This window comes from Burkholderia sp. BCC1972 (assembly GCF_905339605.1).
Classification (GTDB): domain Bacteria; phylum Pseudomonadota; class Gammaproteobacteria; order Burkholderiales; family Burkholderiaceae; genus Burkholderia.
The window spans coordinates 1-22,539 of sequence record NZ_CAJPGH010000050.1 but is presented as its reverse complement, the minus strand read 5'-3'; the positions used below and the strand labels follow the sequence as shown (position 1 = coordinate 22,539).

General features: G+C 67.4%; 21 protein-coding genes and 1 pseudogene. 7 read left to right on the top strand and 15 right to left on the bottom strand.

Features of this window, described 5'->3' with window-relative positions; all coding sequences use genetic code 11:
• Positions 1 to 341 precede the first annotated feature (341 nt).
• Positions 342 to 779 (top strand): ATPase, encoded by a 438-nt coding sequence (locus U5798_RS36460; RefSeq protein ID WP_226268374.1) that lies wholly within the window; start codon positions 342 to 344, stop codon positions 777 to 779.
• Between the two features lie 175 nt (positions 780 to 954).
• Here U5798_RS36460 and U5798_RS36455 read toward each other — a convergent pair whose 3' ends face one another.
• From U5798_RS36455 to U5798_RS36405, 11 genes are all read right to left on the bottom strand, one after another.
• Entirely contained in the window at positions 955 to 1,641 is a 687-nt protein-coding gene (locus tag U5798_RS36455; protein WP_124457116.1) for a DUF429 domain-containing protein, read from the bottom strand.
• Between the two features lie 9 nt (positions 1,642 to 1,650).
• Positions 1,651 to 2,175: an HD domain-containing protein gene (locus U5798_RS36450; RefSeq protein WP_124457115.1), complete on the bottom strand. Its 525-nt coding sequence runs from the start codon at positions 2,173 to 2,175 to the stop codon at positions 1,651 to 1,653.
• A 121-nt stretch (positions 2,176 to 2,296) separates the two neighbouring features.
• Positions 2,297 to 5,767 (bottom strand): ATP-binding protein, encoded by a 3,471-nt coding sequence (locus U5798_RS36445; protein ID WP_322084835.1) that lies wholly within the window; start codon positions 5,765 to 5,767, stop codon positions 2,297 to 2,299.
• A gap of 3 nt (positions 5,768 to 5,770) precedes the next feature.
• On the bottom strand, positions 5,771 to 7,021 hold the full coding sequence (locus tag U5798_RS36440) for a DNA repair exonuclease (RefSeq protein WP_322084834.1): 1,251 nt from the start codon (positions 7,019 to 7,021) through the stop codon (positions 5,771 to 5,773).
• Between the two features lie 54 nt (positions 7,022 to 7,075).
• Complete coding sequence (locus tag U5798_RS36435; protein ID WP_322084833.1) at positions 7,076 to 7,618, bottom strand: CbrC family protein; 543 nt, start codon at positions 7,616 to 7,618, stop codon at positions 7,076 to 7,078.
• Positions 7,619 to 7,696: 78 nt separating this feature from the next.
• The gene (locus U5798_RS36430; RefSeq protein WP_322084832.1) at positions 7,697 to 8,104 is read right to left on the bottom strand and encodes a hypothetical protein; all 408 of its coding nucleotides are present in this window, start codon (positions 8,102 to 8,104) and stop codon (positions 7,697 to 7,699) included.
• Between the two features lie 2 nt (positions 8,105 to 8,106).
• The gene (locus U5798_RS36425) at positions 8,107 to 8,304 is read right to left on the bottom strand and encodes a hypothetical protein (protein ID WP_322084831.1); all 198 of its coding nucleotides are present in this window, start codon (positions 8,302 to 8,304) and stop codon (positions 8,107 to 8,109) included.
• Positions 8,305 to 8,428: 124 nt separating this feature from the next.
• A complete protein-coding gene (locus tag U5798_RS36420) occupies positions 8,429 to 9,199 on the bottom strand; it encodes a hypothetical protein (protein WP_322084830.1) in 771 nt (256 codons plus the stop codon).
• A gap of 249 nt (positions 9,200 to 9,448) precedes the next feature.
• Positions 9,449 to 9,991, bottom strand: coding sequence for a hypothetical protein (locus U5798_RS36415; protein WP_322084829.1), 543 nt, complete (start codon positions 9,989 to 9,991; stop codon positions 9,449 to 9,451).
• Between the two features lie 417 nt (positions 9,992 to 10,408).
• Entirely contained in the window at positions 10,409 to 12,394 is a 1,986-nt protein-coding gene (locus tag U5798_RS36410) for a gamma-glutamyltransferase family protein (RefSeq protein WP_124457091.1), read from the bottom strand.
• Positions 12,395 to 12,612: 218 nt separating this feature from the next.
• Positions 12,613 to 13,569: a LysR family transcriptional regulator gene (locus U5798_RS36405; RefSeq protein ID WP_124457092.1), complete on the bottom strand. Its 957-nt coding sequence runs from the start codon at positions 13,567 to 13,569 to the stop codon at positions 12,613 to 12,615.
• Between the two features lie 102 nt (positions 13,570 to 13,671).
• On the opposite strand from U5798_RS36405, the gene U5798_RS36400 reads away from it, so the two are divergent.
• From U5798_RS36400 to U5798_RS36390, 3 genes are all read left to right on the top strand, one after another.
• Positions 13,672 to 14,796, top strand: a complete 1,125-nt coding sequence (locus tag U5798_RS36400; protein ID WP_124457093.1) for an aryl-sulfate sulfotransferase — start codon at positions 13,672 to 13,674, stop codon at positions 14,794 to 14,796.
• A gap of 57 nt (positions 14,797 to 14,853) precedes the next feature.
• Entirely contained in the window at positions 14,854 to 16,209 is a 1,356-nt protein-coding gene (locus U5798_RS36395; protein ID WP_322084828.1) for a uracil-xanthine permease family protein, read from the top strand.
• Positions 16,210 to 16,306: 97 nt separating this feature from the next.
• Positions 16,307 to 17,245, top strand: coding sequence for a site-specific integrase (locus U5798_RS36390; protein WP_124457095.1), 939 nt, complete (start codon positions 16,307 to 16,309; stop codon positions 17,243 to 17,245).
• 27 nt (positions 17,246 to 17,272) lie between these two features.
• Here U5798_RS36390 and U5798_RS36385 read toward each other — a convergent pair whose 3' ends face one another.
• The 3 genes from U5798_RS36385 to U5798_RS36375 all read right to left on the bottom strand — a co-directional run bounded on the left by U5798_RS36385 (position 17,273) and on the right by U5798_RS36375 (position 19,401).
• Positions 17,273 to 17,752, bottom strand: a complete 480-nt coding sequence (locus tag U5798_RS36385) for an RES family NAD+ phosphorylase (protein ID WP_124457096.1) — start codon at positions 17,750 to 17,752, stop codon at positions 17,273 to 17,275.
• Positions 17,749 to 18,204: an antitoxin Xre/MbcA/ParS toxin-binding domain-containing protein gene (locus tag U5798_RS36380; RefSeq protein WP_006480981.1), complete on the bottom strand. Its 456-nt coding sequence runs from the start codon at positions 18,202 to 18,204 to the stop codon at positions 17,749 to 17,751. The genes U5798_RS36385 and U5798_RS36380 overlap by 4 nt, the downstream gene beginning before the upstream one ends.
• 555 nt (positions 18,205 to 18,759) lie before the next feature.
• Positions 18,760 to 19,401, bottom strand: a complete 642-nt coding sequence (locus U5798_RS36375) for an HD domain-containing protein (protein WP_322084827.1) — start codon at positions 19,399 to 19,401, stop codon at positions 18,760 to 18,762.
• A 215-nt stretch (positions 19,402 to 19,616) separates the two neighbouring features.
• Here U5798_RS36375 and U5798_RS36370 point away from each other — a divergent pair, with 215 nt between their 5' ends.
• From U5798_RS36370 to U5798_RS36360, 3 genes are all read left to right on the top strand, one after another.
• Complete coding sequence (locus U5798_RS36370; RefSeq protein WP_322084826.1) at positions 19,617 to 20,582, top strand: GlxA family transcriptional regulator; 966 nt, start codon at positions 19,617 to 19,619, stop codon at positions 20,580 to 20,582.
• 328 nt (positions 20,583 to 20,910) lie between these two features.
• A complete protein-coding gene (locus U5798_RS36365) occupies positions 20,911 to 21,222 on the top strand; it encodes a DUF4148 domain-containing protein (protein WP_322084825.1) in 312 nt (103 codons plus the stop codon).
• Between the two features lie 288 nt (positions 21,223 to 21,510).
• Positions 21,511 to 22,224, top strand: a complete 714-nt coding sequence (locus tag U5798_RS36360) for a dienelactone hydrolase family protein (protein ID WP_322084824.1) — start codon at positions 21,511 to 21,513, stop codon at positions 22,222 to 22,224.
• A 131-nt stretch (positions 22,225 to 22,355) separates the two neighbouring features.
• Here the strand turns inward: U5798_RS36360 and U5798_RS36355 are convergent.
• Positions 22,356 to 22,539 (bottom strand): annotated as a pseudogene (locus U5798_RS36355) (multidrug transporter); the annotation flags it as partial.

The window sequence follows — 22,539 nt, the reverse complement described above, 5'->3', positions numbered from 1 at the left end:
CGCGGGGCTCAACTTCCTGTACCGCCGAGGCCGCTACCACCAGGCTTCAACAGCACCGCTTCCCTTCCTCCCGCGCCGCGTTTCCGTTAGCGCGAAAGAGGCGTGATTCTATGCACCTCGCGCCGTTCCCGCAAGCCTTTTGTGAAGAAATTTGAAAAAGCCCCCGTGCGCTGCCGCGCACGGGGGCTTGGGGCTCCACGGGCGTGAATCCCTACGCGAACGGTTCCCTATAGATATGACGTATGCCGGTCTTTCCGCTTATATAGAGGGCAGCGGAACGGACAAGGAACCTGGCGCTGTCGAGTATCATGCCGCGACCGAACCACGCACTCATATCGACGATGGACAGCACGACTCAACCCGGCGACGCCGATCTTCGCGACGAATATGCGGCGCTGCGCGAACGCGCCATCCTGCTGGAAGAACAAACGCCGCCGCTGCTTCAGCGCATCTCGGATGTACTGCCGCGAATCAGCGGCGAATCCGAACTGGCGGACGAGCACCGCGAACGGCTCGTCGGCGCGCGCAACGCGGCGATGGTCTCGATCGAAAACTATCAGCAGGCAATCCCCTTCCTGCAAACAGCCGATTCGATCATCGAGCAGCTGGACAAGACGCCCGAGCGCGATGAAGACATCGAGTGGCGCGAATCGCTGCTGCAACGGCTCGACGAGCTGATCGACGTCGCCGTCGTGATGATCAACGATGCGGAAGACTACTTCGATCAGGCGCAAGCCTGCGACCTGTCCAGCGTACCGAAGTCCATCCTCGAGGATTGAGCGGCGCTGCCCGGGATTGCGCGGCGCATCGGCTTCATCTCGCGTGCGCCGGCAATCCTGATGTTTGTCCGGTCGACACTCGCGCCCTGACGCCATCAGCGCCGGGAAGGCCGCACCTCTCCCGCAAAAGCTCACCTTATAGTGGCAACTGTCCCGCAGTCGCCACTTGCCGTCGCTAAAGCGAGTCGAGCACGACCGTCTCGTTCACGATGGGCACGCGGATGTAGCCGCCCTCCGTGTCGCCATACGCATGTGCGTTCCCGTCGATCACATACTGCGCCGTCAACGCGCAAAGGGTCGCGTCTCGCGCATCGACAGAGCGCAGCGTCGACACGTCGATCCCCAGCCGTTCCAGCAATTGCAGGCGCTGAGTGCGCTTCTGCTTCGCCGACGCCACCGTCTTGCCCAGCATCGCGCAGGTAATCGCGTACGGATAGGTCTCGAAACTCGCACGACCGCCCGCGTAGTGCGCTCCGGTCAGCAATGGATAGGTGTCCGCCAGCGCGCGGTACACGCGCTCCCCGATGAACATCCAGTCGAAGAAGCCCGATATGCTGGCGACGGCCTGCTCCCGCGACGGTGTCGGAAAACACGAAATCCGTTCGCGCGCGAGCACCTGTTCGGCCGCCCGGCGACCGACGCCCGTCCACCATACGCTCGGTGCGTCGACGCCGACGGCCACGACGTCATGGGCGACACACAGCGCGGGCACCGCCTCGGGTGCAATCCGCGCTTCGCGGCAGACGACCGTCGACCCACGCAGGATCACGAGATCGCACAGCTTCTTGTCGCCCCCGACGTCGACACCCGCCACGACGGGCGCTTGTCGCGCGGCGACTTCGACGGATCGGGACGACGCCATGCGGGAACCTCAGTCCGCCGGCCGCGCGCCGTACGCGGTGTCGAAGATCGCCTCGAGACCGGGATGCACGCCGCGCATCGGGTCGACGACCGACTTCGCCCAGTCGAAATAGGCCTGCTTGCGCTCGAGCGGCCAGTCCGCGGGCGGATGCTGCGCGATGTCACGCAGGTTGCAGATCTTGTCGGCGAGCTTCACGAGCTTCGCGCGGCGGCTGATGGTCGATGCATGCTCGACCTGCAGCCGCTTGCGTTCCTCCTTCGGCAACGACTTGTCGTCGGTGACTTCCATCACGATGTCCGCCACGTCCTTGCCGAACAGACGCAACAGCTCCTGCTCGGTCGTCTCCGTATCCTCGACCGTGTCGTGCAGCACGGCCGCGACGATCACGCGCTCGTCCTCGACGCCGGCCTCGTTGGCCAGCACGTCGGCGAGTGCGATCGGATGATTGATGTACGGCGACGCCTCTTCGTCCTTGCGACGCTGATTGCGATGCTTGTCCGCCGCGAACGCGATGGCGGCTACCAGCTTTTTCATATTTTCCCCTCGTGTGGCCAGACCCGCGACCGGTTGACCCGGCCGCGTGCGTTTCGGAACCGCTCATACTACCTGTACGCGATGCCCCTCCCGTATGCCGGCATCCCGGCGCGTCCCCGCATCACGCGCCGGCCGGCGCGCGCTGCAACTCGACCACGTTGACCCGCGCGCCGAAGACGTCCCTCACGAGCGGCAGCAGGTGGTCGTGGTGCGTCAGGAACAGCACCTGGGTTCGCGTCGACAGATCGCGCAATGCATCGAGCCCGGCCTTCGCGCGCGCATCGTCGAAATTGATGAACAGATCGTCGGCGACGAACGGCAGCGCAGTCCGGCTGCCGAGCTGCAACTCCAGCGCCGCGATGCGCAGCGCGAGGAACAACTGGTCGCGCGTGCCTTCGCTCAACCCGGCGACCTCGACCGACGTCCCCTTCGTGCGCCGTGCATACAACGCGGGCGGGGTCCGTTCGGTATCGACGGTCAGCTTCGCGAATTCGCCGAGCGTGAGCCCCGCGAAGATCTCGCCCGCGCGCCTGAGCATCGGCCCCTGCTTCTGGTCGCGATAGCGATCCGTCGCCCACTTCAGCAAGCGGCTCGCGGTAGCCGCCTCCAGATACTGTTCAGCTGCATCGCTCATCGCCGCCAGCGCTTCCTGCCGTTTCGACTCGGCGACAGCCGCATTCGCCTGGCCGTCGATCGCGCCGAATGCCTGGTCGGCCACGACCTGCTGCTGCGACAGCTCGTTCAGCCGCTTGCCGACATCGGCGAGCGACTGCTTTACGGCTTCGAGATGGGCCGGCACGTCGGCAATGTCCTGCTCCGCGACCTCGGCTTCGACGGCGGACCGGGACAGACCGTCACCATCGCGCACCAGTGCTTCGTGCGCGGCATCGACCGCCTGCCGAAGCTGGCGCTGACGATCCGAGCGCTCGGCCAGCGGCAGCGCCGCATCGATCGACGTGACGCCGGCCAGTTGCAGCAGCGGCTGGATGCGCGCATCGGCACCAGCCACTGCGGCAGCCGCGTCGGCGACCTTGCCGTCGGCCTGCCGCACGGCCTCGTCGGCACGACCGATCGCACGCGCGACTTCCCTGGCGGCCGCGAGGCGCATCGTCAAGCGTCGCGCCACGTCCGGCCAATCGCCGCTCGCGAGCCACTCCGGCGCAAGCGCTTCGGCAAGCCTGCGCGCGCCGGCCTCGAGCGCGGCCAGCTCCGCACGGATCGTGGCGATCCGGTTGCGCGGCGCGTCGGCATCGGCCAGCTCGGCCGTCACCGCATTCGCGAGCCCGAGCGCGCCTTCCGCCGCGGCCAGCGTCGCCGCGCTCGCCGACAGTTTCGCGTCGGCCAGCGCGTCGCGCCATTGCGCGTGCCACGCATCGTAGGCCGCCTGCGCGTGGCCGGCCCGTGATTGCGCCGTCGCGCAGCCGCGTTCTGCTTCCCGCGCGCGGTCCTCCAGGCTGTCCTTTTGCGCGATCGCTTTCTCGGCCGACTGCACGAAGGTCTCGGCGATCGCGACGAGCGCCGCCAGCCCGTCCGATTCACCGCCGCGCGATACCGAGCGCAGCACTGCACGCAGCGTTGCTTCCGCGCCGGTGCGGGCAGCACATATCGTGTCGTATTCGCGGCGCTGACGGTCGAGATCCGCCTGTGCGGCGAACACCGTTTCGCGCTTCGCGAGCCAGTCGCCCATCGCCGCCAGCGGCATGCCGGGCACCGCGGCTGTCGTGGCGAGTGCGGCCCACGCGTCGCGATGTGCGGCCAGTTCACGCTCGCGCTCATCCAGCGCGGCCTGCCTGCGCGTCACGCCGGCACGCGCGGACTCGACCTGCTGACGCAACGATTGCAGCGTCGCAGCCGCCTGCGTGGCGCCGAGCTGTGCGTCGACGAGTTCGTCGGCGAGGCGAATCGCGTCGTCGACTGCCGGTGCGCCAGTCGCGAGATCGACCGCGCCACTGCGGATATCTCCCCACGCACCATCGCGCCGGGCACGCGCCGCGAGCACGTCGGCGGTCGTGACGACCTTGTGGTTCTCCGCGAAATGCTTCTCCTGCAGTTCGAGCCGCTCGAGTTCCTCGAGCGCGCTGTCCCGTGCATCACGCGCCGCGGCGGCCGCACTCGCGTACTCGCTGTCTTCCTTCAGCAGCGCGCCGAGCCGCGCCGCCGACGGCACGTCGAGCGCGCGCAGCGTGTCGACCGGCATGCGCCACTGGCCGAGCGCATCGAGCGCGCCCGACAACGTGCGTTCGGCGGCAGCGATCTCGTGCGCCAGCGCCTGCTCGCGCTGGCCGCTGTTGCGAAAGCCCTGCGCATCGGCCAGCGCCGCGCGCAGCGCCTCCGGCACGTCGACGGTCGACAGGCGCGCCTGTTGTTCCTGCACCTGGGCAAGCTCGCGCGTGCGTTCGTCGAGCGATTCGCGCGCGCCGGCGAGCGCCTGGTGCAGCGCGCCGTGTTCGCGCAGCAGGTTCGTGACGGTCTTCAGCGCCAGCGCCGTCGGCAGCGATGCGCGCAGCGACGCTTCATCCGTCGGCCAGTTCAACTGCGCGGCCGCTGCACATGCGGCGGACACATGCCGCTCGACGTCCGCGCGCAGCAGCAGCAGATCCTGCGCATGATTCATGCACGCGCCGCGCAACCGATCGAGTGCTTCGATATCGGCTTCGAGCGCAAGCGTGTCTGCGTCCGCGTCGATTGCAGCGCGCGCCTGCCGTTTCGCGAGCAGGTCGGCGCGCCGTTCCTCGAGCACCTTCTGCTCGGCCGCGAGATCGCCCTGCGCCTTCAGTAGATCGGCATACGCGGTCGGCGGCAACTCGACGACCGCGCCCAGTTCGGCCAGCGCCGCGTCCTTGACCGTCAGCTCCTTCAGGTACGGCGCGAGCCGACGGACGCGTTCAAGCTTCGAGCGCAGCGTTTCGAGCCGGCGCTGTTCGGCACGCGCCTGCTCGATCTGCTGTTCGACCGCCTCGCGCGCGTCCTTCCGATCGACCCAGTCGCGCGTGCGCACCTGGACCGTCTTCAGTTCGGTCACGGCTTCGTTGAACGACGCCTCGGCCAGCGCGAATGCGCTGCCGCTCCGGCGCGGCGCCCACAGCTCGGCCGAACGCGCATCGAGCTCCTCGCGCACCGGCCCGAGACTGCCGACACCGGCGGCCGACTCGAACAGCACCTGCCCGAGCTTGTCGGATGCATCGAGGATGCTCCGGCCGCCGTCGACCAACCGCCCGTGATCGAGCCCGAACATCTGCTCGAAGAATTCACGCGTCGCACCATCGAGGATCGCGGCAAGATAATCGTCGGGTAGCTTGTCGTCGGCCGGCGTGCGCAACGGGCTGCGCCCGCGCGCGCGGTGGAATGCCAGTTCGCCGCTGCCGTTCCCCAGCACGCCGCCGATCCGCAGTTCGGGCGTGCTGTGCAGGAAATCGAGCGGCGTCTGCAGTTTCATCCCGAACAGCAACTCGGATACGGCCGTGCGGATCGTCGACTTGCCGGCCTCGTTCGGCCCGACGATCACGTGAAAATCCTCGCCGGCCGACGGGAACCGCAGCGTCTCGTCGGTGAACTTGCCGTACTTGATCAGATCGAGCTGGCTGATGCGCATCGCTTACTCCCCCTTCGCCAGCCGCGCGAGCAACGCGGGTCCGACCTGCTCGACCAGCGACGTGAGCTCGCCGGCGCGCGCCATCGCCAGCAACGGCACTTCCTCCTTGACGTCGCTGCGCACCTTGCCGACGAACGGCTTCAGGTCGCGCTCGAGCAGCGCGAGGAAATCCGGATCGTGCGCGGCATCGGCGAGGATCTGCTTCAGGTCCTCCAGCGCCTCGAGCTGCTCGCTTTCGCCCGGCTGATGATCGGCGGCGGACGTCGCAAGCCGGACCTTCTCGAGCCACAGCCGCTCGTTGCCGATGATGCCGATCTGGTTCAGCACCTCCGCGCGCAACTGCGGCCCGCGTCCGAAAAAGAGACCGTGCGCGGGTGTGCGCCCCGTGACCGTCACGCGCACTGCGCGCGGCACGTGGCCGTCGACGGTCAGCAGCGCCTCCAGCGACTGGCCGATCTTTCTCGACAGATCGGCCACCGACAGGCAATCGGACGCATCGACCGACACGGCTTCCCACCGAAGCACGTCGAGATACAGGCGTTCGACCTGCGTGCGGCCCTGCTCGACCGTCACGAGCACCGCGCCGCGGCGGCCCGTCTCGCGAATATGGCGCCCCTGCAGGTTGCCGGGAAACACGACCGTGGACGGCCCCGTCCATTGCTGGAACTCATGCACGTGGCCGAGCGCCCAGTAGTCGTAGCCCTTCGCGTGCAGTTCGGCCAACGTGCACGGAGCGTAGTTCGCGTGCGCCGCATAGCCTTCGAGCGCCGTGTGCAGCACGCCGATGTTGTAGCAGCCGGGCACCGGATCCGGATAGCCGATCGCGAGATTGTCGACGACGGCCTTGTCCTTGAAGCTCTGCCCGTGCAGTGCGACGTCGAATTCGGGCAGCCTGACGGTTTCCGGCTTGCGGTGGCCGAACACGGTGACGTTGTCCGGAAGCGTCAGCTTCTTCGTCATCTCGCTTTCGGCATCGTGGTTGCCGCCGAGCACGAACGCGCGGATGCCGGCCTTGCGCAGCCGCCCCATCTGCTGGCCGAAGAAGATGCCGGTGTTGTGATCCTTCCAGTCGCCGTCGTACAGGTCGCCGGCGATCACGAGAAATGCGACTTCCTCCTCGATCGCACGATCCACGAGCTGCCGCAGCGCCTCGCGCGACGCGTTGCGCAACTGCGCGGCAGGCGCGTCGGGATAGGCGCTCAGGCCGTGCAACGGGCTGTCAAGGTGAATGTCTGCCGCGTGGATGAACTTCACGAAGATTCCTCTGTGTCGTGACGAAAGGGTGTACCGCCCGGGCGGGCCCGGTCGTCAATCGCAATCCTGGTAGCCGCCAAGTTTGCCGCAATGGATGCAGCGAAACACATACGCGGCCGGTGAACCGTCCTTGTCGAGCGCCGCGAAAAAGTGTTCCCATTCGGCGGCGGCGTCGAGCCCGGCCGACGCGCGGATCGCATCGACGGCCTGCGGGCCGAACGCCTTCAGCTCAGCAGCACCCGCACGGCCGATGAACTGCGCGCCGTCGCCGCAATGCGTCCACCATCGCTCCTGCTGCCAGCCCCGAAAACCCGGCGTGCGATTCGCGATCTCGTCGACGACAGCTTCGGGCACCGCGTCCCATTCGCCCCCGCCGATGCCGTACGTGTCGGTAAAACTTGCATCGAGCCGCGTGTGCGCCGAGCCGTCGGCGATGCACCACGGGCAGATGCACTGCTCGTATTCGTCGACCGCGTACACGGGCCCGGCGTAAACGTAACCGCGCGCGTCGCCGCAGCATGCGCAACGTACGTCCGAGGCAATCACGCTGCCCGTCGCGAGCGGGTCGGGATGGTACCTGAAAGCGGGTAACGACATGGCATTCTCCGTCGATCCGGACGATCCGGAAGCACGCGATGCGGATGCGAACGGCCATTGTGCCGCAGCACGACCGCGTTACTGCGGAACGTCGACCTCGGCAAACGTGCCGTTCACGAAACAATAGACGCGATGCGTGGCACCGCCGTGCGCGACAGACTCCCACCGGATGTCGATGCCGGCCGGCGCGTCGCGCCATGCAATCGCCCGGTACGGCGATTGCGTACCGGATTCGGTTTCGAGCGAAACGGAGTCGAGGCAGCTTTGCACGGGTAGCGAGAAACGCGGCACCGCGCGGCTACCGCGCAGCGCCAGCACGTAAAGCGTACCTTCCTCTCCCGCGCCGCAATACCCGGTCGGACGGCTGCTTGACGAACGATTGATGACGACCAGCACATGATCGTTGCCGTCGATCCGCTTCGCGCGATCCGACGGGAACGCCACGCTCGATGCATCGGCCAGTGCGCGCCGAAGTGCGGCCGGCACGCTCAACGCCGATGTCTTCTTGCCTGCGCGTCGACCTCGATCAGCCTCGGGCGCGCCCATTCGATCGCGTGGCCGTTGGCCAGCCGCACCGATTCGGGCGCCGGCGTTTCGGCGGAGACAATGACCGCATGCGACACCAGCAGCACCAGCGTCGTGCATTTCAACGCAGCCGGGATCGTCAGGCCGTTTCGTATCTGCATGGATAGCGCGAACATATCGTGGAGTTCGTCGGTTGCGCCGGCGTACTGCGCGGGCGATCCCGGTTCAGGATCGCGCCGCGTGCGTCATGCGGAACGACATCCGCGGCCGATCGGCTACATGCGGTCACTCGCCGCGCGGGACGGGCGGCGGTGCGAAGCCGTTGTCGTTGCCGGGGAACGGATTCGCGTTGCGGCGCAGTGCTTCCTCGTCGTTCTCCTTCTGCGCGAACAGCGCAACGCCGATCACGCCGACGTTCGCGGCATCGCCGTACTTCGAGTTCGTGACGTAGCTGTCGGGCACGGCTGCAAAGCGGAACGCGGCGACTTCGTCGCGGCTCTTGCGAAAGCCCTCGATCGTCAGCGTGCGGCCCGGATACAGCACGTAGCCGCCGTTCGTATAGCTGCCCGGCCGGCCCGACAGCACGTCGAGCCCGTCGACCGTCGACACGACCTCGAACGTGCGGTGCCCCTGGTTGCGCAGCACGATGATGTAGCGCGAACCCTCGACACCCGCCATGTGCCAGCGGCCGTTGCTGCGCGCGAGACGCAGCGGCGCGCCCTTTTCGTCCGTGAACGACAGCGCGATGTCGCCATTGGCGAGCGCGACGCGGGTCGGCAGCCGGCGCACCTGTGAGGCCGGAGGATGTCCAGGCAGCGCGTCGTTGTAGTAGACCGACGCGAGATCGGTCGGCTTCGCCGGATCCGCGCGTTCGAACTCGACCTGGCGGGTTTCGGATCGCACCGACTCGCCCCACGCGGTACCGAGCCCGCGGCGTTCGCTGGCGTCCGGTGCGGCGGCAGACGCGGCGGTACTGGCGGACGGCGGGGGCGGCGCCGCGCAGGCGGCCAGCCAGAGCGCGCAGGCAAGCGCGAGAAGACGGAACAGGATGGTCATGATGTGATGCCTCGGAATGTTATCGGACCGCGCCGCGCCGGCCGGAGCGGTGTTTTGGTGTCGTCTGTCGTCACGATGTCGATCGGACATGTTGCCCTGGTTCGCCGGACCCGCCATTCTGGCGGCCCCGCAACCGGGAGCCCCGCTATTTAAGCATGGCGGGCCAGCAATGGGCAGGGGCCGCGCGCGCCAACAAAAAAAGCCCGGCCCGCATCAATGCGGGCCGGGCCTTGACGGAATGCGTGCTGCTTACAGCGCGCCGCCTTGCGCCGACGCCGAACCCTTCACGCCGACCGATGCGCCGCCCTGCACTGCGTTCGTCGTGCCTTCGAGCGCCTCGCCGGCCTTCGCCTTCGCGCCGCCTGCAACATCGCCTGCCGTCGACATCGCGCCTTGCGCGTGGCTCTTCGCCGAACCCGCGACGTGCTTCACGTGCGACTTCGTCGAGTGGACGGCCGATGCCGCCGCATCCTTCGCCGTGCCCGCTGCCGAACCGACTGCCTGCGTCGCGCCGCCGACCGCATTGCCGGCTGCCGAGCCGACGCCGCCAACCGTCTTGCCGACACCGTTCAGCGCGCCGCCGACGACGTTGCCTGCGCCCGAACCCGAGCCCGCCGCGTCCGCGCCGGCACCAGCCTGCACGCCCACGCCGCCGCCGAGCAGCGGCGTCTGGACCTGTGCGCCGACGCCGGCAGAACCCTGTGCGCCGGTCTGGGCCGTCTGTGCAAATGCAGCCGAAGTGGCCATCGCCGTCAGAGCGGCACCCAGCAGAATCGTACGAATCTTGTTCATGGTCATTCTCCAAAGACGTTGTTGCTGCGGGCCGCCTTCGTGCGGCTTGTCGCATGCCTTGCCGCGAAGTGCGGCAGGTGGAGCTAATGTAGCCGCGCCGATGCGCAAAACGATTGAATTGCGGGGACTGTTACTTCGGTTGCAAATGCTGACGATTGACTCACACTGTTTGACAATCGGGGGCTTGCGGCGGGACGGCCAACGTATTTGCCGGCGAACGGGTGCGGGCGCCGCGATGGTGATTCGCCCGATCGTCGCGTATCGGACGATCCGGCAGGCGAATCCGCCGGCTGAGAAGCCAAGCGATTTCATCAGCATTCCGAAGGATGCGCGTTGCCTGGCCATCCAAGCGGCCTCGCCATGAAACACGGCCCCGACTGCCTGTCGGCAGACCGGGGCCGTGCGCGTTCCTCCCGATTACGGCCGGAACGTATCGCCGAGCACGACACCTTCGCGACGCGGATCGGTGCCGCCCTGCAACGCCGGCGACTGGCCGACCGTCACGCGCATCACCGTATTGACGCCGCTCGCCTGCGCGGACGTCGACACCTTGTGCCCGAGCGCGAGCAGCCCCGTGATCAGCGGATCGTTCGCACCGTTGTTCGCCGTGTTGACGTTCGGATGCTCGCCGCCGATCGTGGTCGTCGGGCTGTTGCTCGCGCCGAAATCGACGAGCCCCGCGGACTGCTGCGCGTCGAGCCCCCAGTCGAGCGCGCCGACGAGCGTCTTGACCACGTATTGCGGAATCGTGCCGCCGCCCGGCGAACCGGTCGCCATCACGAAGTCGCCGCGCGAGCCGTCGGCGGCCTGCCCGAACACGATCGTCGGTGCCATCGAGCTGCGCGGCCGCTTGCCCGGCTGCAGCCGGTTCGCCACCGGATTGCCGGACGTGTCGACCGGGTTCGCGGAGAAGTCGGTCAGCTGGTTGTTCAGCAGGAAGCCGTTGGTCATGTGGAACGAACCCATGCTCGACTCGACCGTCGTCGTCGCGCTCAGCACGTTGCCGTCACCGTCGACGATCGTGAACTGGTTCGTGCCGTGCTCGATCAGCGTCGTGTCGACACCGAGCGGCACCGCGCCGAGATTTCCCGGCTGCGCGGTGCCCATGCTCCTGGTCGTGTCGATCAGCGCCGCGCGCGATTTCAGGTACGGCTTGTTCAGCAGCGTGTCCCACGTGCCGCCCGGCAGCGGCACGAAATCCGTATCGGCCACGTACTTGTCGCGGTCGGCATAGGCGAGCCGCTCGGCTTCGGTGACGAGGTGCACGCCCGCGACGGTCGGCTTGCCGCCTTCGAGATCGATCGCGGTCGGCTTCAGCGGCTTCAGGTCGAAGTTCTCGAGAATGCCGAGCGCCGACGCGACCGCGATGCCGCCGGACGACGGCGGCGGCATCCCGCACACCCAGTAGCTGCGATAGGTCGTGCACACGGGTTCGCGGCGCTTCGCCCGATACGCGGCGAGATCCGCGACGGTCGTCTTGCCCGGCGTGAGCGTCGAGCCGTCGGCGCCCTTCGTCACCGCGATCTTCGCGACGATGTCCTGCGCGATCTGCCCGGTGTACAGCGCATTGGCGCCCGACTGCGCCATCAGCGTCAGCGTATGCGCGTAGGCAGGATTCTTCAGCACGGTGCCGAGCGTCTTCGGTGAACCGTCGGCGTTCAGGAAGTACGCGGCGGCCTCGGGGTCGCGCTTCAGGTTCGTGGCGTTCGCCGCGATCGCGTCGGCAAGCCGGCCGCCGATCGGGAAGCCGTTGGTCGCGAGCGTGATCGCATCGCCGAACAGGTTCTGCCACGGCAGGCGGCCGTGATCCTGCTGCAGCGCCTCGATGAGCCGCGGCACGCCGATCGTGCCGATCGAGCGGCCGCTCGCGCGCGCGTTCGGCAGCGGCGCCGAATGGTCGGTCGTGTCGTCGACGTAGCGCAGGTAGTTCTCCGTCGCCGCGGCCGGCGCGGTTTCGCGGCCGTCGTAGGCCTGCAGCGTCTTGCCGCGCGCATCGTAGTAGAGCAGCACGCCGCCCGATCCGAGGCCCGTCGCCTCGGGCACCGTCAGGCCGAGCACGGCCTGCACGGCAACGGCCGCATCGGCGGCCGTGCCGCCTTTCTTCAGCACCGCGCAGCCGGCCGCGCTCGCGTACGCATTCGACGTGGCCACCAGGTAGGTCTTCGCATGGACGGGCTTCATCCCGGTGCGATAGCCCGACGACGCTTCCGGCAGCGACGGATCGCCCGGCTGGTTCGAACCGACCACGACCGTCGCGCCGCTGTTGTCGACCGCGAGGCAGCTCGCGTCGGTGGAAGGTGTCGTGGCGGGGCCCGCGTCGCGCTCGACGTCGCCGCCGCATGCGGTCAGCAGCGCAGCCGCGAGCAACATGGATGCATACGGAAAAATCGCTGTTCTGTTCATTGTCTGTCGATGTTCTTCTGGCTCGTTGCGATGGGCATCACGCTGCATGCGCCCCCCTCGGTGCATGGGCAACACGTTCGATAGTCCCATGAACAAAATTTCTTCCGCAACAGGGAAGTGACGTCATATAGCCGGACGTTGCGTGCGCAACGTCGCCCAGTCGGTCTGCGGGTTCGCTTGTTGCACCGCATCGCAATCGAACCGTGCGACCGGCGTCGCTAGCTTGCCGTCCGGCGCCGCTTGCCGGACGCCTTGCCGTCAGGCGCGAAGCCGTGCTCCATCGCTTCGATCGCCTCGGAAAAGAACGACAGAAACATCGTCATCGCGACGGTCGCGCTCATGTCCGCGCGCTGGTAGATGCAGCTGAACGAACGCGCGCCCGCATCGGCGAGCGGCGTCCACGCGAGCCGGCCGGCGGCGACGTCGTCCGCGACGTTCTCGGCGATCAGGAAGCCGACGCCCGCGCCCTCGGCCGCGAGACGCCGCACCATCGACACCGAGGCCGTCTCGACCAGCGGCCGCGCGTTGCGCGGCTGTCGCGCATCGATCTGGTCGAACATCGCGCGCAGCTCCGTGTCGGGTGTCATCAGGATCAGCGGATGGGCGAAGCAGTCGCGCATCCGCACCTTGCCGCCGGGCGACGCCAGCGGATGGCCCGGTGCCGTGACGACACCCAGCGGCTGCGCGAATGCGCGCACCTCGACGACGCCCGCTGCCGTGCGCCGGCGCAGCGCATAACCGATGTCGACCTCGCCCGTCTCGACCCAGCGCACGATGCTCTCGCCGTTCCCCGAGCGCACGCTGTACGTGACGCCCGGGTAGCGCTGCAGCGCGGCGAGGATCGCGTCGGGCACGAGCTTCTCGGCCGTCGATGCGGGCACGGCCAGGTTCACGTGCCCGCGCCGCAGCGCGCGCAAGTCCTCGACCTGCGTCAGCGCGTTGTCGAAGTCGCGCTGGCCGCGCCGCACGGCGGCGATCACGATCTCGCCGGCAAGCGTCAGCTGCATGCCGCGCGGCAGCCGGTCGAACAGCGGCACGCCGACCTGCTCCTCGAGATTGCGGATCTGCTGGTGCACCGCCGCGGCGGTCAGGTGCAGCGCGTCGGCCGCCTTGCGAATCGAGCCGCGTCGTGCAACTTCGTCGAAACAGCGGAATGTCTGCGATATCGAACGCATGAGGGTACCGTTAGATTTTTCCGAACAGGCCGTCAAGAATAATCCGATTTTACTGACCGGCCGGATCGTCTAGATTCCGCTGCATTCCCGTATTCGATTCGAATGGAGACCGCAGTGACCACTGTCGACCAGATTACCCAGCGCCGCCGCGGCGTCGGCCTCATCGCCCACGATCCCGCACTGTCCGCGGGCGGCTATACGCTCATCGCGCCGCAGACGGCCGACGGCAACGTCTATCTCGTCGGCATCGACGGCGAAGTCGTCCATCAGTGGAAAATGCCGGTGCGCCCCGGCCGTCACGCGGTCATCCTTGCGAACGGCAACCTCGGCTACAACGGCAACCATCCGCACTCCGAATCGCGCTACGCGCCGTGGTCGATGTGGCACGGCGGCGACTTCTACGAGGTCACGCCGCAAGGCGAGACGGTGTGGCGCTACGAGGATCCCGCGCATCACCACGATGCGCAGTGGCTGCCGAACGGCAACCTGCTCTACGCCGCGTGCGAGCCGGTCGATGCCGCGTTCGCGCAGCGCGTGCCGGGCGGTACGGCGCATGGCGACGACGAGGTGATGGTTGCGGACGTGATCCGCGAAGTGAACCGCGCCGGACAGATCGTGTGGGAATGGCACGCGCGCGAGCACCTGCGGCCCGAGGATTATCCGATCGCGGCAGGCTTCGGCCGCTATCACTGGCCGCTCGTCAACGGTCTCGCGGTCGATGCGAACGGCCGCGTGCTGATGAGCCTGCGCACGACGTCGGGGATCATCGGCGTGAACCGCGAAACCGGCCATGTCGACCTGCGGATCGGGCCGGACGTCGTGTCGCACCAGCATGCGCCGGTGCCGCTCGCGAACGGCAACATCCTCGCGTTCGACAACGGCAATTTCCGCCATGGCGCGCACGTCGCGTTCTCGCGCGTCGTCGAGATCGATCCCGCGACGCAGCGCGTCGTCTGGTCGTATTCGGACGACGTCGTGAACCTGTTCTATACACCGTTCATGGGCAACGCGCAGCGCTTGCCGAACGGCAACACGCACGTCACCGAATCGTCGACGGGCCGGCTGTTCGAAGTGACGCCGGCCGGCGAAGTCGTGTGGGAGTACATCATTCCGTGGTTCGCCGAATACCCGGACGAAGCCGCGCGCAAGACGGGCCCCGGCCAGCTGAACAGCGTGTTCCAGACGTTCCGCTACAGCGCCGCGCAACTGCCCTGGCTGCGGACCTGACGCGCCGTTCGCCGCTGCATTCCATCATCGTCGCCGTTCGCTTCCGAGGGGCCTGCCGTGTCGCACGATCCGATCTCCCCGCCCGTCGATGCCCGGCTGCCCGCGTGGCAGCTCGCGCTGTTCGGGCTGCAGCACGTGCTGTCGATGGCCGCGTCGCCGATCACTGCCGTCTTCCTCATCGCGAAAATCCTCGCGCTGCCGGCCGACCTGACGGTCCAGCTGATCGGCGCGACGTTCTTCGCGTGCGGCATCGGCACGCTGGTGCAATCGCTCGGCGCCGGCCCGATCGGCGCGCGCATGCCGTTCGTGATGGTGCCCGGCGGCGCACCGACGATGCTGTTCGCCGGCATCGCCGCGCAGTCGGGCCTGCCAACCGCCGCCGGCGCGGCGTTGCTCGCCAGCGCGTTCTACTGGGTGCTGCTGCCCGTGTTCACGCGCTGCCTGCGGCTCTTTCCGCGCATCGTCGTCGGCGCGATGCTGTTGCTCGTGTCGATCAACCTGATCCGGATCTACGCGACGATCGTCGTCAGCCAGCCCGGCTCGGCCGACTTCGCGCAACCGCGCGCGCTGGGCCTCGCGCTCGCGACGATCGTCGCCACCGTCGTCGTCGCAGGCGCGTTCCGCGGCACGCTCGGCCGCCTCGCGGTGCTGATCGGGTTGATGGCCGGCGCAACGCTCGGCTGGGCACTCGACGCGACGCCGGCGCTCGCCGGCGTATGGCAAGGCCCGTGGTTCACGCATCCGGCGTGGCTGCCGTTCGGGATGCCGCGCTTCGACGTGCTGGCCGCGCTGCCGTTGCTGATCTTCACCGCGATCTCGATGGCCGAGGCCACCGCGCAGACGGTTGCGGTCGGCGAAACGTGCGGCAAGGCGATCTCGCTGGCGCGCGACGTGCCGAAGACGATACGCGGCGATGCGCTGGCGTCGCTGGCCGGCGCGCTGTTCGGCACGCCGCTGATCGTGACCAGTGCCGAGAACATCGGCGTCGTGCAGACGACCGGCGTGCGCTCGCGCTACGTGACGGCCGCCGCCGGCGCGATCCTGATCGTCATTGCGCTGTTCGCGCCGCTCGCGCGCCTCGCGTATGCGATTCCGGCGGCCGTGGTCGGCGGCACTGCGCTGGTCGTGTTCGCGATGATCGGCGTGATGGGCATCCGGCTGCTCGCCAGCGTCGACCTGCACGCGCGCGCCAACCAGTACACGCTCGCGGCCGCGCTGGTGGTCGGCCTCGCGCCGATCCTGGTGCCGAACCTGTATCGCCATTTCGGTGCGCCCATGCAGATCGTGCTCGGCAACGGCATGGCGGCCGGGACGCTCGCGGCCATCGCCACGCAACTGGCATTCGCCGCGCTCGCGCGGCTGAGCGGACAGGCGCATGCGGGCGTGACGCCGGCATCTTCAAGCGACGCGTAACGGCGCGCTAGCGGGCAGCGCACTGACACGCCGGTGGCGTCGCGCCCCGGACGTCGGGACGATTGCCTGCGTCACGGTGTCCGGCTATAAATCGTGGATGGACACGAATCGCTGGATTCACGACCCCGTCGGCGCGTTTCGCACGTGGCAGGAAACCGCCGCGACCGGTGCCGGCCGCCGGCCGTTCGCGCCGCGCTCGGTCGTGCAGCACGTCGCGATGTTCGAGCGATTCCTGCGCCACCTGATCGCACACCGTGTGTCGCTGGCCACGTTCGGGCCCGACCACGTCGCGGCCTTCCTGGCGGAGCTCGACCGTACCTGCGCGCCCGGCACGTCGACGCGCGTGCGCTATGCGAAGCTGATCGACCGGCTGGGCCGGCATCTGGTCGACACCGGCGTGCGGACGATCCACCCGGCCGGCCGCACGACGCGCGATCTCGCGTGGCCGGACGGCGAACCGGAACCGTGCTACCTGCCGCCCGACGCCGACGCGGCGCTGCAGCGCCATGTCCAGCCTCGACCGGACGACTCGCCCACCGACTGCAGGAATCGCGCGATCGTCGCGCTGCTGCTTGCAAGCGGCATCACGTCGGCCGAGATTCGTGCGATGCGCTGCGACGCGCCCGATCTCGACGCGCAACCGCCGGCGTTGTCCGTGCCGCGCGACCGTGCACGGCCGGCACGCCGGATCGAACTTGCCGGGTTCGCGCGGGCACCGCTCGCCGCATGGCGCGCACGTTCGGCGGATGCGGCGGCATCGACGTTGCTGTTCCCCGCACCACGCGGCGGTGGCACGATGAACGACATGTTCCTGCTGCTGGTGGTGCGTGACGCGCTCAACGCGATCGGCTTCCATGCGGCGGACATGAGCCCGCGCGTGTTGCGCAACACGTATGCGCGCCGGCAGTTGCTCGCCGGCCATGCGCATGCCGAGGTCAGTGCAATGCTCGGTCTCGTCAGCACGCGAACGGTCACGCGCATCCGGCAGACGCTGCCGCCGGCATCGGCCGCGGATCGCGCTGCGCACGAGCGCTGACCAGCGAGCCCTTTCGCTTCCTGTTCGCTATGCGCCCGGCTTCGACTGGACCAGGCGCAGGATCCGCGTGTCGTACGGCGACTGCATGACTTCCGCGATGCGGATGTCGGACGCGGCCGGATGCAGCGGATTCAACAGGAAGTTGTGCGCGTGCGGCACGACGACGCTCGGCACGCGCAGCAGCGCGCTCGGCTGCGTGTGCAGCCATTCGGTGCCGGCGCTGCGGGTCCAGTCGATGTTCGTCTGCCAGTCGTCCGGTGCATCGCCTTCCGCGATTTCGGCGACATCCACCGAATCGGGCACGTCGATTCGCAGCAACTGGTAGCCGCTCGGCAATTGCGCAACGGTGGCGATTTCGAAATGAACGAGCGTCTCGAGCAGCGCAAGCGCGGGATGTTCGGCGAGATACACGACAGGCTGCCCGGCAAAATGCCAGCGGCCGCCGGCCCGCAACCCGCCGATGCCTTTCAGATCGGCGTAATTGCTGATCCGCCACAGCGTCGTCAAGCGAAGTACCCCTCGTCGATCTGCGTGAGGGCTTCTTCGACGAGCCGCGCGCCGTGCTCGGTGCTCGCCATGTCGAGCGACGTGCGGCCGCCGAAGCGCTGCAGCCCGTTGCGCAGCCACGCCATCGCCTTGTCCTGGTCGCCGAACGTGGCCGTCGCCTGCGCGACGATGCGCGCGAGGCGGATCGCCTTGTCGGATTCCTCCGGCGACAGGCGTTCGTGCGCCTGGCGACGATGGCTCAGCGTGCGGCGTGGAATGATGAAGGCCAGTTCGTCCGATTTCAGCCCGCGCTCCGACAGCCGGTCGATCACCGACACGTCGACGCGCGCGCTCGCCAGCTCGGCGAGATCCGCGCCCGAACGGACACGGATCGCCAGTAGCTGCTCGAGAATCGTGAATTCGGCCTGGCGCGGATGCGCGACACCCGAAGGATGAAAAGCAATGGTGCTCATGACCTCTCTCCGGCAATTTGCCCATTCATTATAGGCGTTTTGCCGGACACTTGTGGACGCGGAGTGGAATGAGCCGCTACGGCCCGTCGGGCGGGGTTACCCGAGCGGTCGAATGCTCCCTTCTGTCTGGCAGCCGGTTATGGTGACCGCGAATCGAAGATTCGCCTTGAAGGGGTATGGCCATCATTCAGTATATAAAATCAACCCAAATGTCTTATGGTTGTCACGTAACAACTCATTTACTGATTCAATTCGCACCACTCGGCGCGGCCACTTACCGACCGTCACGACGGACACACATCGGCGTCTTCTCGTACCGGACGCGCATCCGGCAGGGCAATGCACGCACTCCCATAGGCGGCTACCCTGCCACCTGCAACGCAGCCTGCGCCGCAACGCGCGGTTTATTTCGCCTCGACCGCCCAGCCTCGCCAACGCGGCCGCGATGCTTACCCCATAAGCCGGATCGGTCTCGTGAATAGTGAGTGAATCGAGATTCGCGTTGCATGCACGACCCCGTTCAGTGCCGGGAGCCGTGCGCGATGCCGGGAGCGATCAGCCGGCCCACGCGGACGACCGGATCACGCGACAGAAATTGCCGGCGTGGAAATGCGGATCCTTGTCCGCGATCACGTCGGCCTTCACGTTGCCGAATGTCGTACCAGGCTTGTGCTTGATCCCGTCATAGAACGCCTGAATGATGTCTTCCTTGAAGTGCGGCGTCCGCGGATGCGCACGCACGATGGCCTCACGCTCGACGTCGCTGTATTCCGGATACGTGAGACCCAGCACATCCATCTCGACGCCCGCGGTGACGAGCGCGATCACCGGATGCATGTGCTGTGGAATGCCGGGCGTGGTGTGCAGCGCGATCGAGGTCCACACGACGTCGATATCCCGCTGCGAGATGCCCTTGCCTTTCAGGAAATCACGGGCGGCATTGGCGCCGTCCACTTCGAAGCGCTCGCATGCGCTGCTGTGCTTGTGCGTGAGCCCCATGTCGTGAAACATGCAGCCGCAGTAGAGCAGTTCGGGATCGTACGTGAGCCCGCGACGCTGGCCTGCCAGCGTCGCGAAATAGTAGACGCGGCTCGAATGATGAAACAGCAGCGGCGACGCGGTATCGCGAACGAGCTCCGTGATCTCGCGCGTCATCTGGCTATCGGGAATGGTGATGCCTGCAACGTTCTCAGTCATGATCGACCTCCTTGAAAACACCCCCCGATTCTCCGGAGCCCGATAGTCGTCTTCAATAGACGTATTACGTCGAATCCTGCCATTTCGCGCGACGGACGGACACGATGCCCCCGTGACCGAAAAGACCGCGCAAACAGCCTCCGACATCCCGCCCGATGCGCCATCGGTACCTCTATACTGCTACGCGTCACGTTCGCCACAGCACGCATCCGATCATGCCGAAGGTCGTGGGAATTTTTGCCGTTCCGGGCGTTCAACTGCTCGATGTCTCCGCACCGCTCGACGTGTTCGCGCAGGCGAACGCCGAATGCGGGAAGCCGTTCTATACGTTGCGGATCATCGCGAGCGAATCCGGTCCGATCCGCAGTTCGTCCGGTGCACAGCTGCTACCCGACTGGATCGTTCCCGACATCCCGGAGCGCATCGACACGCTGCTGGTTGCCGGCGCGCCGAGCGCGGGCCGCGTCACGCCGCGCACCGATGTCCTCGCGTGGCTCCGATCGGCGGCCGTGCAAAGCAAACGCTACGGCTCGATCTGCACCGGCGCGTTCATCCTCGCCGCCACCGGCCTGCTGAAAGGGCGCCACCTGACCACGCACTGGGCCGCCGCCGATGCGCTGGCCGACGCCTATCCGTCGCTCACCGTCGATGCCGATGCGCTGTACGTGCGCGACGGCAAGCTGCGTACGGGCGCCGGCGTCACGGCCGGGCTCGATCTCGCGCTCGCGCTCGTCGAGGAGGATCTCGGCCGCGAGATCGCACGGCGTGTCGCCGCGCAACTGGTGATGTTCTTCAAGCGTCCGGGCGGCCAGCTCCAGTTCAGCCGCAAGGGCGAGGCGCGCCCCGCCGGGCGCTCCGTACTGCAGGAGGTACAGCGCTGGATCGCGGCGAATCCGGAGCTCGAGCATTCGGTGGCCAGCCTGGCGAAGCATGCGGGCATGAGCCCGCGCCACTTCGCACGGCTGTTCCGCGCGGAAGTCGGCATGACGCCGGCCGTGTGGGTCGAGGCGACCCGCATCTCGGCGGCCCGCGAGTTGCTCGAGAACGGCCACGACACGCCGAAGCAGGTCGCCGCGAAATGCGGCTTCGCGAATGTCGATACGCTCAGGCGGTCGTTCACCCGGCACGTCGGGATCACGCCGGCCGAGTACCGGAAACGACAGGCGGTGCCTGTCGAGTGATTCGGCAACGCATCGACGATGCCGACCGCGTCATTCACATATTTCGGAATGCGATTTAATCGAGCGTCGCACGGAGGCAGGCGGTGCGGCGGCATCGAGCCGCGTCGGGCCGGATCAGAAGTCCTCCCTAGCGCGTACCGACAGGCGGGCCAGCCGTCCGCCTTGCCCGCAATCGTCAGACGAACCCGCCGCTCACGCGGATCGTATACCCAGTTGCAATAATGATTCACTGGAACGCGTATTTCCGACCGGTAACGCGATCGCTACGATGCAATCAACCGCTGAACGCAACGAGCGAAGCGAGAAATCAATGAAACCGGAGGTCACCATGAAGTCGTTCATCACCGCTGTCGTCGCCGCAACCGCCCTGTCCGCCTCGTACGGCGCATTCGCTCAATCGAACCCGTCGGGCCAGCTGACGCGCGCCCAGGTCCGTGCGGAACTCGTCCAGCTCGAACAGGCCGGCTACAAGCCCGAAGTCTCCGATCAGTATTACCCGCGCGCACTGCAAACCGCCCAGGCTCGCGTGACGAACGCCGATGAAGCCGGCTACGGCGCGCAAGCTGCCGCAGGCGTGCGTACCGGCCGCGCGGTCGCGGTCAAGCAGGAAGGCCGCGACTCGATCTATTTCGGCCAGTAAGCCGGACCCGCGCCCGCGTATTCCGATACGCGCCGCTCCCGCAACACCCCGCTCCCGTTCATCGGGGCGGGGTGTTTGCTTTTCGGTCGCCTGCTCCGTGCGCCGATCGCATGCGGTGCAGCACCGTTCACGCAGACAGCCGGTGTTTGCGCATAGAATGGCCGCGTGGTCGGCGCCGGCCGACTCGAACGCGAGCGGAACCCCGGCGCCCGGCATGCCCGATCGTCGTCGTGCCCGCAGGCCGGCCCGATGCCGCATTCAGCGCATTTTTCGAAAAGGAGCGGTTTCATGTCTCAAACATCCGGTTCCATGATCACGTTTCGCCGTCCGGACGGCCAGGAACTGCAGGGCTATCTCGCCACGCCGGCAAAGACCGAAGGCGCACCTGCCGTCGTCGTCATCCAGGAATGGTGGGGGCTGAACGACCAGATCCGCGGCGTCGCGGATCGTCTCGCGCGCTGCGGCTACTTCGCGCTCGTGCCCGACCTGTATCGCGGCAAGTCGACGGTCGAGGAAGAAGAAGCGCATCACCTGATGACCGGCCTCGATTTCGGCGATGCCGCATCGCAGGACATTCCCGGCGCCGTCACGTATCTGAAGACGCAGGCCTCGCGTGTCGCAATCACGGGCTACTGCATGGGCGGCGCCCTCACGCTGCTGTCGCTGCAGTACGCCAACGCGGACGCGGGCGTCACGTGGTACGGCTTCCCGCCGCTCGACTACATCGATCCGGCGAAGCTCAAGGTGCCGCTGCTGGGCCACTGGGGCACGCAGGATGCATTCTTCGCGATCGACCAGGTCGACGCGCTGGAAAAGAAGCTGGCCGATGCGAAGGTCGGTTTCGAATTCCATCGCTATCTCGCGCATCACGCGTTCGCGAACGAAACGGCTGTCGGCCCCGGCCGCATCGCGGGCACTCAGTTCGATCCGGTGTGGTCGCAGATCGCGTGGGATCGCACGCTCACGTTCCTCGGCCGCACGCTGTGGACGAAGCAGGGCTGACGTAGCGTCGCTTTCCTCCTGGATAGCACCGCAAAGGAAAACGCCACGGACCTTCGTCCGTGGCGTTTCCGTTTCCGCGTGCAGCGGGTCGAAGGACCCGCGCGTCAGACCGCGCCTGCCCTTCTCTGCGCTTACCCGTTCGCCGCCGACGCCGCCTTGTCGTAGTCGACCGGTGCATCCGGCGCGCGCGGCGTTTCGCCAGCCCGCTGGATCCATCCGCCGCCCAAGGCGCGATACAGGTCGACCAGATTCGTCCAGCGCGCCAGACGCGCGCTGATCAGCGTCTGCTGCGCCGAATACAGGTCCGTCTGCGCA

Coding starts and splice junctions, on each gene's coding strand:
- U5798_RS36390 (WP_124457095.1), top strand. CDS start 16,307: ATGGACACGAATCGCTGGATTCACGACCCCGTCGGCGCGTTTCGCACG.
- U5798_RS36400 (WP_124457093.1), top strand. CDS start 13,672: ATGGAGACCGCAGTGACCACTGTCGACCAGATTACCCAGCGCCGCCGC.
- U5798_RS36375 (WP_322084827.1), bottom strand. CDS start 19,401: ATGACTGAGAACGTTGCAGGCATCACCATTCCCGATAGCCAGATGACG.
- U5798_RS36425 (WP_322084831.1), bottom strand. CDS start 8,304: ATGCAGATACGAAACGGCCTGACGATCCCGGCTGCGTTGAAATGCACG.
- U5798_RS36360 (WP_322084824.1), top strand. CDS start 21,511: ATGTCTCAAACATCCGGTTCCATGATCACGTTTCGCCGTCCGGACGGC.
- U5798_RS36380 (WP_006480981.1), bottom strand. CDS start 18,204: ATGAGCACCATTGCTTTTCATCCTTCGGGTGTCGCGCATCCGCGCCAG.
- U5798_RS36460 (WP_226268374.1), top strand. CDS start 342: ATGGACAGCACGACTCAACCCGGCGACGCCGATCTTCGCGACGAATAT.
- U5798_RS36450 (WP_124457115.1), bottom strand. CDS start 2,175: ATGAAAAAGCTGGTAGCCGCCATCGCGTTCGCGGCGGACAAGCATCGC.
- U5798_RS36420 (WP_322084830.1), bottom strand. CDS start 9,199: ATGACCATCCTGTTCCGTCTTCTCGCGCTTGCCTGCGCGCTCTGGCTG.
- U5798_RS36415 (WP_322084829.1), bottom strand. CDS start 9,991: ATGAACAAGATTCGTACGATTCTGCTGGGTGCCGCTCTGACGGCGATG.
- U5798_RS36405 (WP_124457092.1), bottom strand. CDS start 13,569: ATGCGTTCGATATCGCAGACATTCCGCTGTTTCGACGAAGTTGCACGA.
- U5798_RS36455 (WP_124457116.1), bottom strand. CDS start 1,641: ATGGCGTCGTCCCGATCCGTCGAAGTCGCCGCGCGACAAGCGCCCGTC.
- U5798_RS36410 (WP_124457091.1), bottom strand. CDS start 12,394: ATGAACAGAACAGCGATTTTTCCGTATGCATCCATGTTGCTCGCGGCT.
- U5798_RS36365 (WP_322084825.1), top strand. CDS start 20,911: ATGAAGTCGTTCATCACCGCTGTCGTCGCCGCAACCGCCCTGTCCGCC.
- U5798_RS36445 (WP_322084835.1), bottom strand. CDS start 5,767: ATGCGCATCAGCCAGCTCGATCTGATCAAGTACGGCAAGTTCACCGAC.
- U5798_RS36435 (WP_322084833.1), bottom strand. CDS start 7,618: ATGTCGTTACCCGCTTTCAGGTACCATCCCGACCCGCTCGCGACGGGC.
- U5798_RS36370 (WP_322084826.1), top strand. CDS start 19,617: ATGCCGAAGGTCGTGGGAATTTTTGCCGTTCCGGGCGTTCAACTGCTC.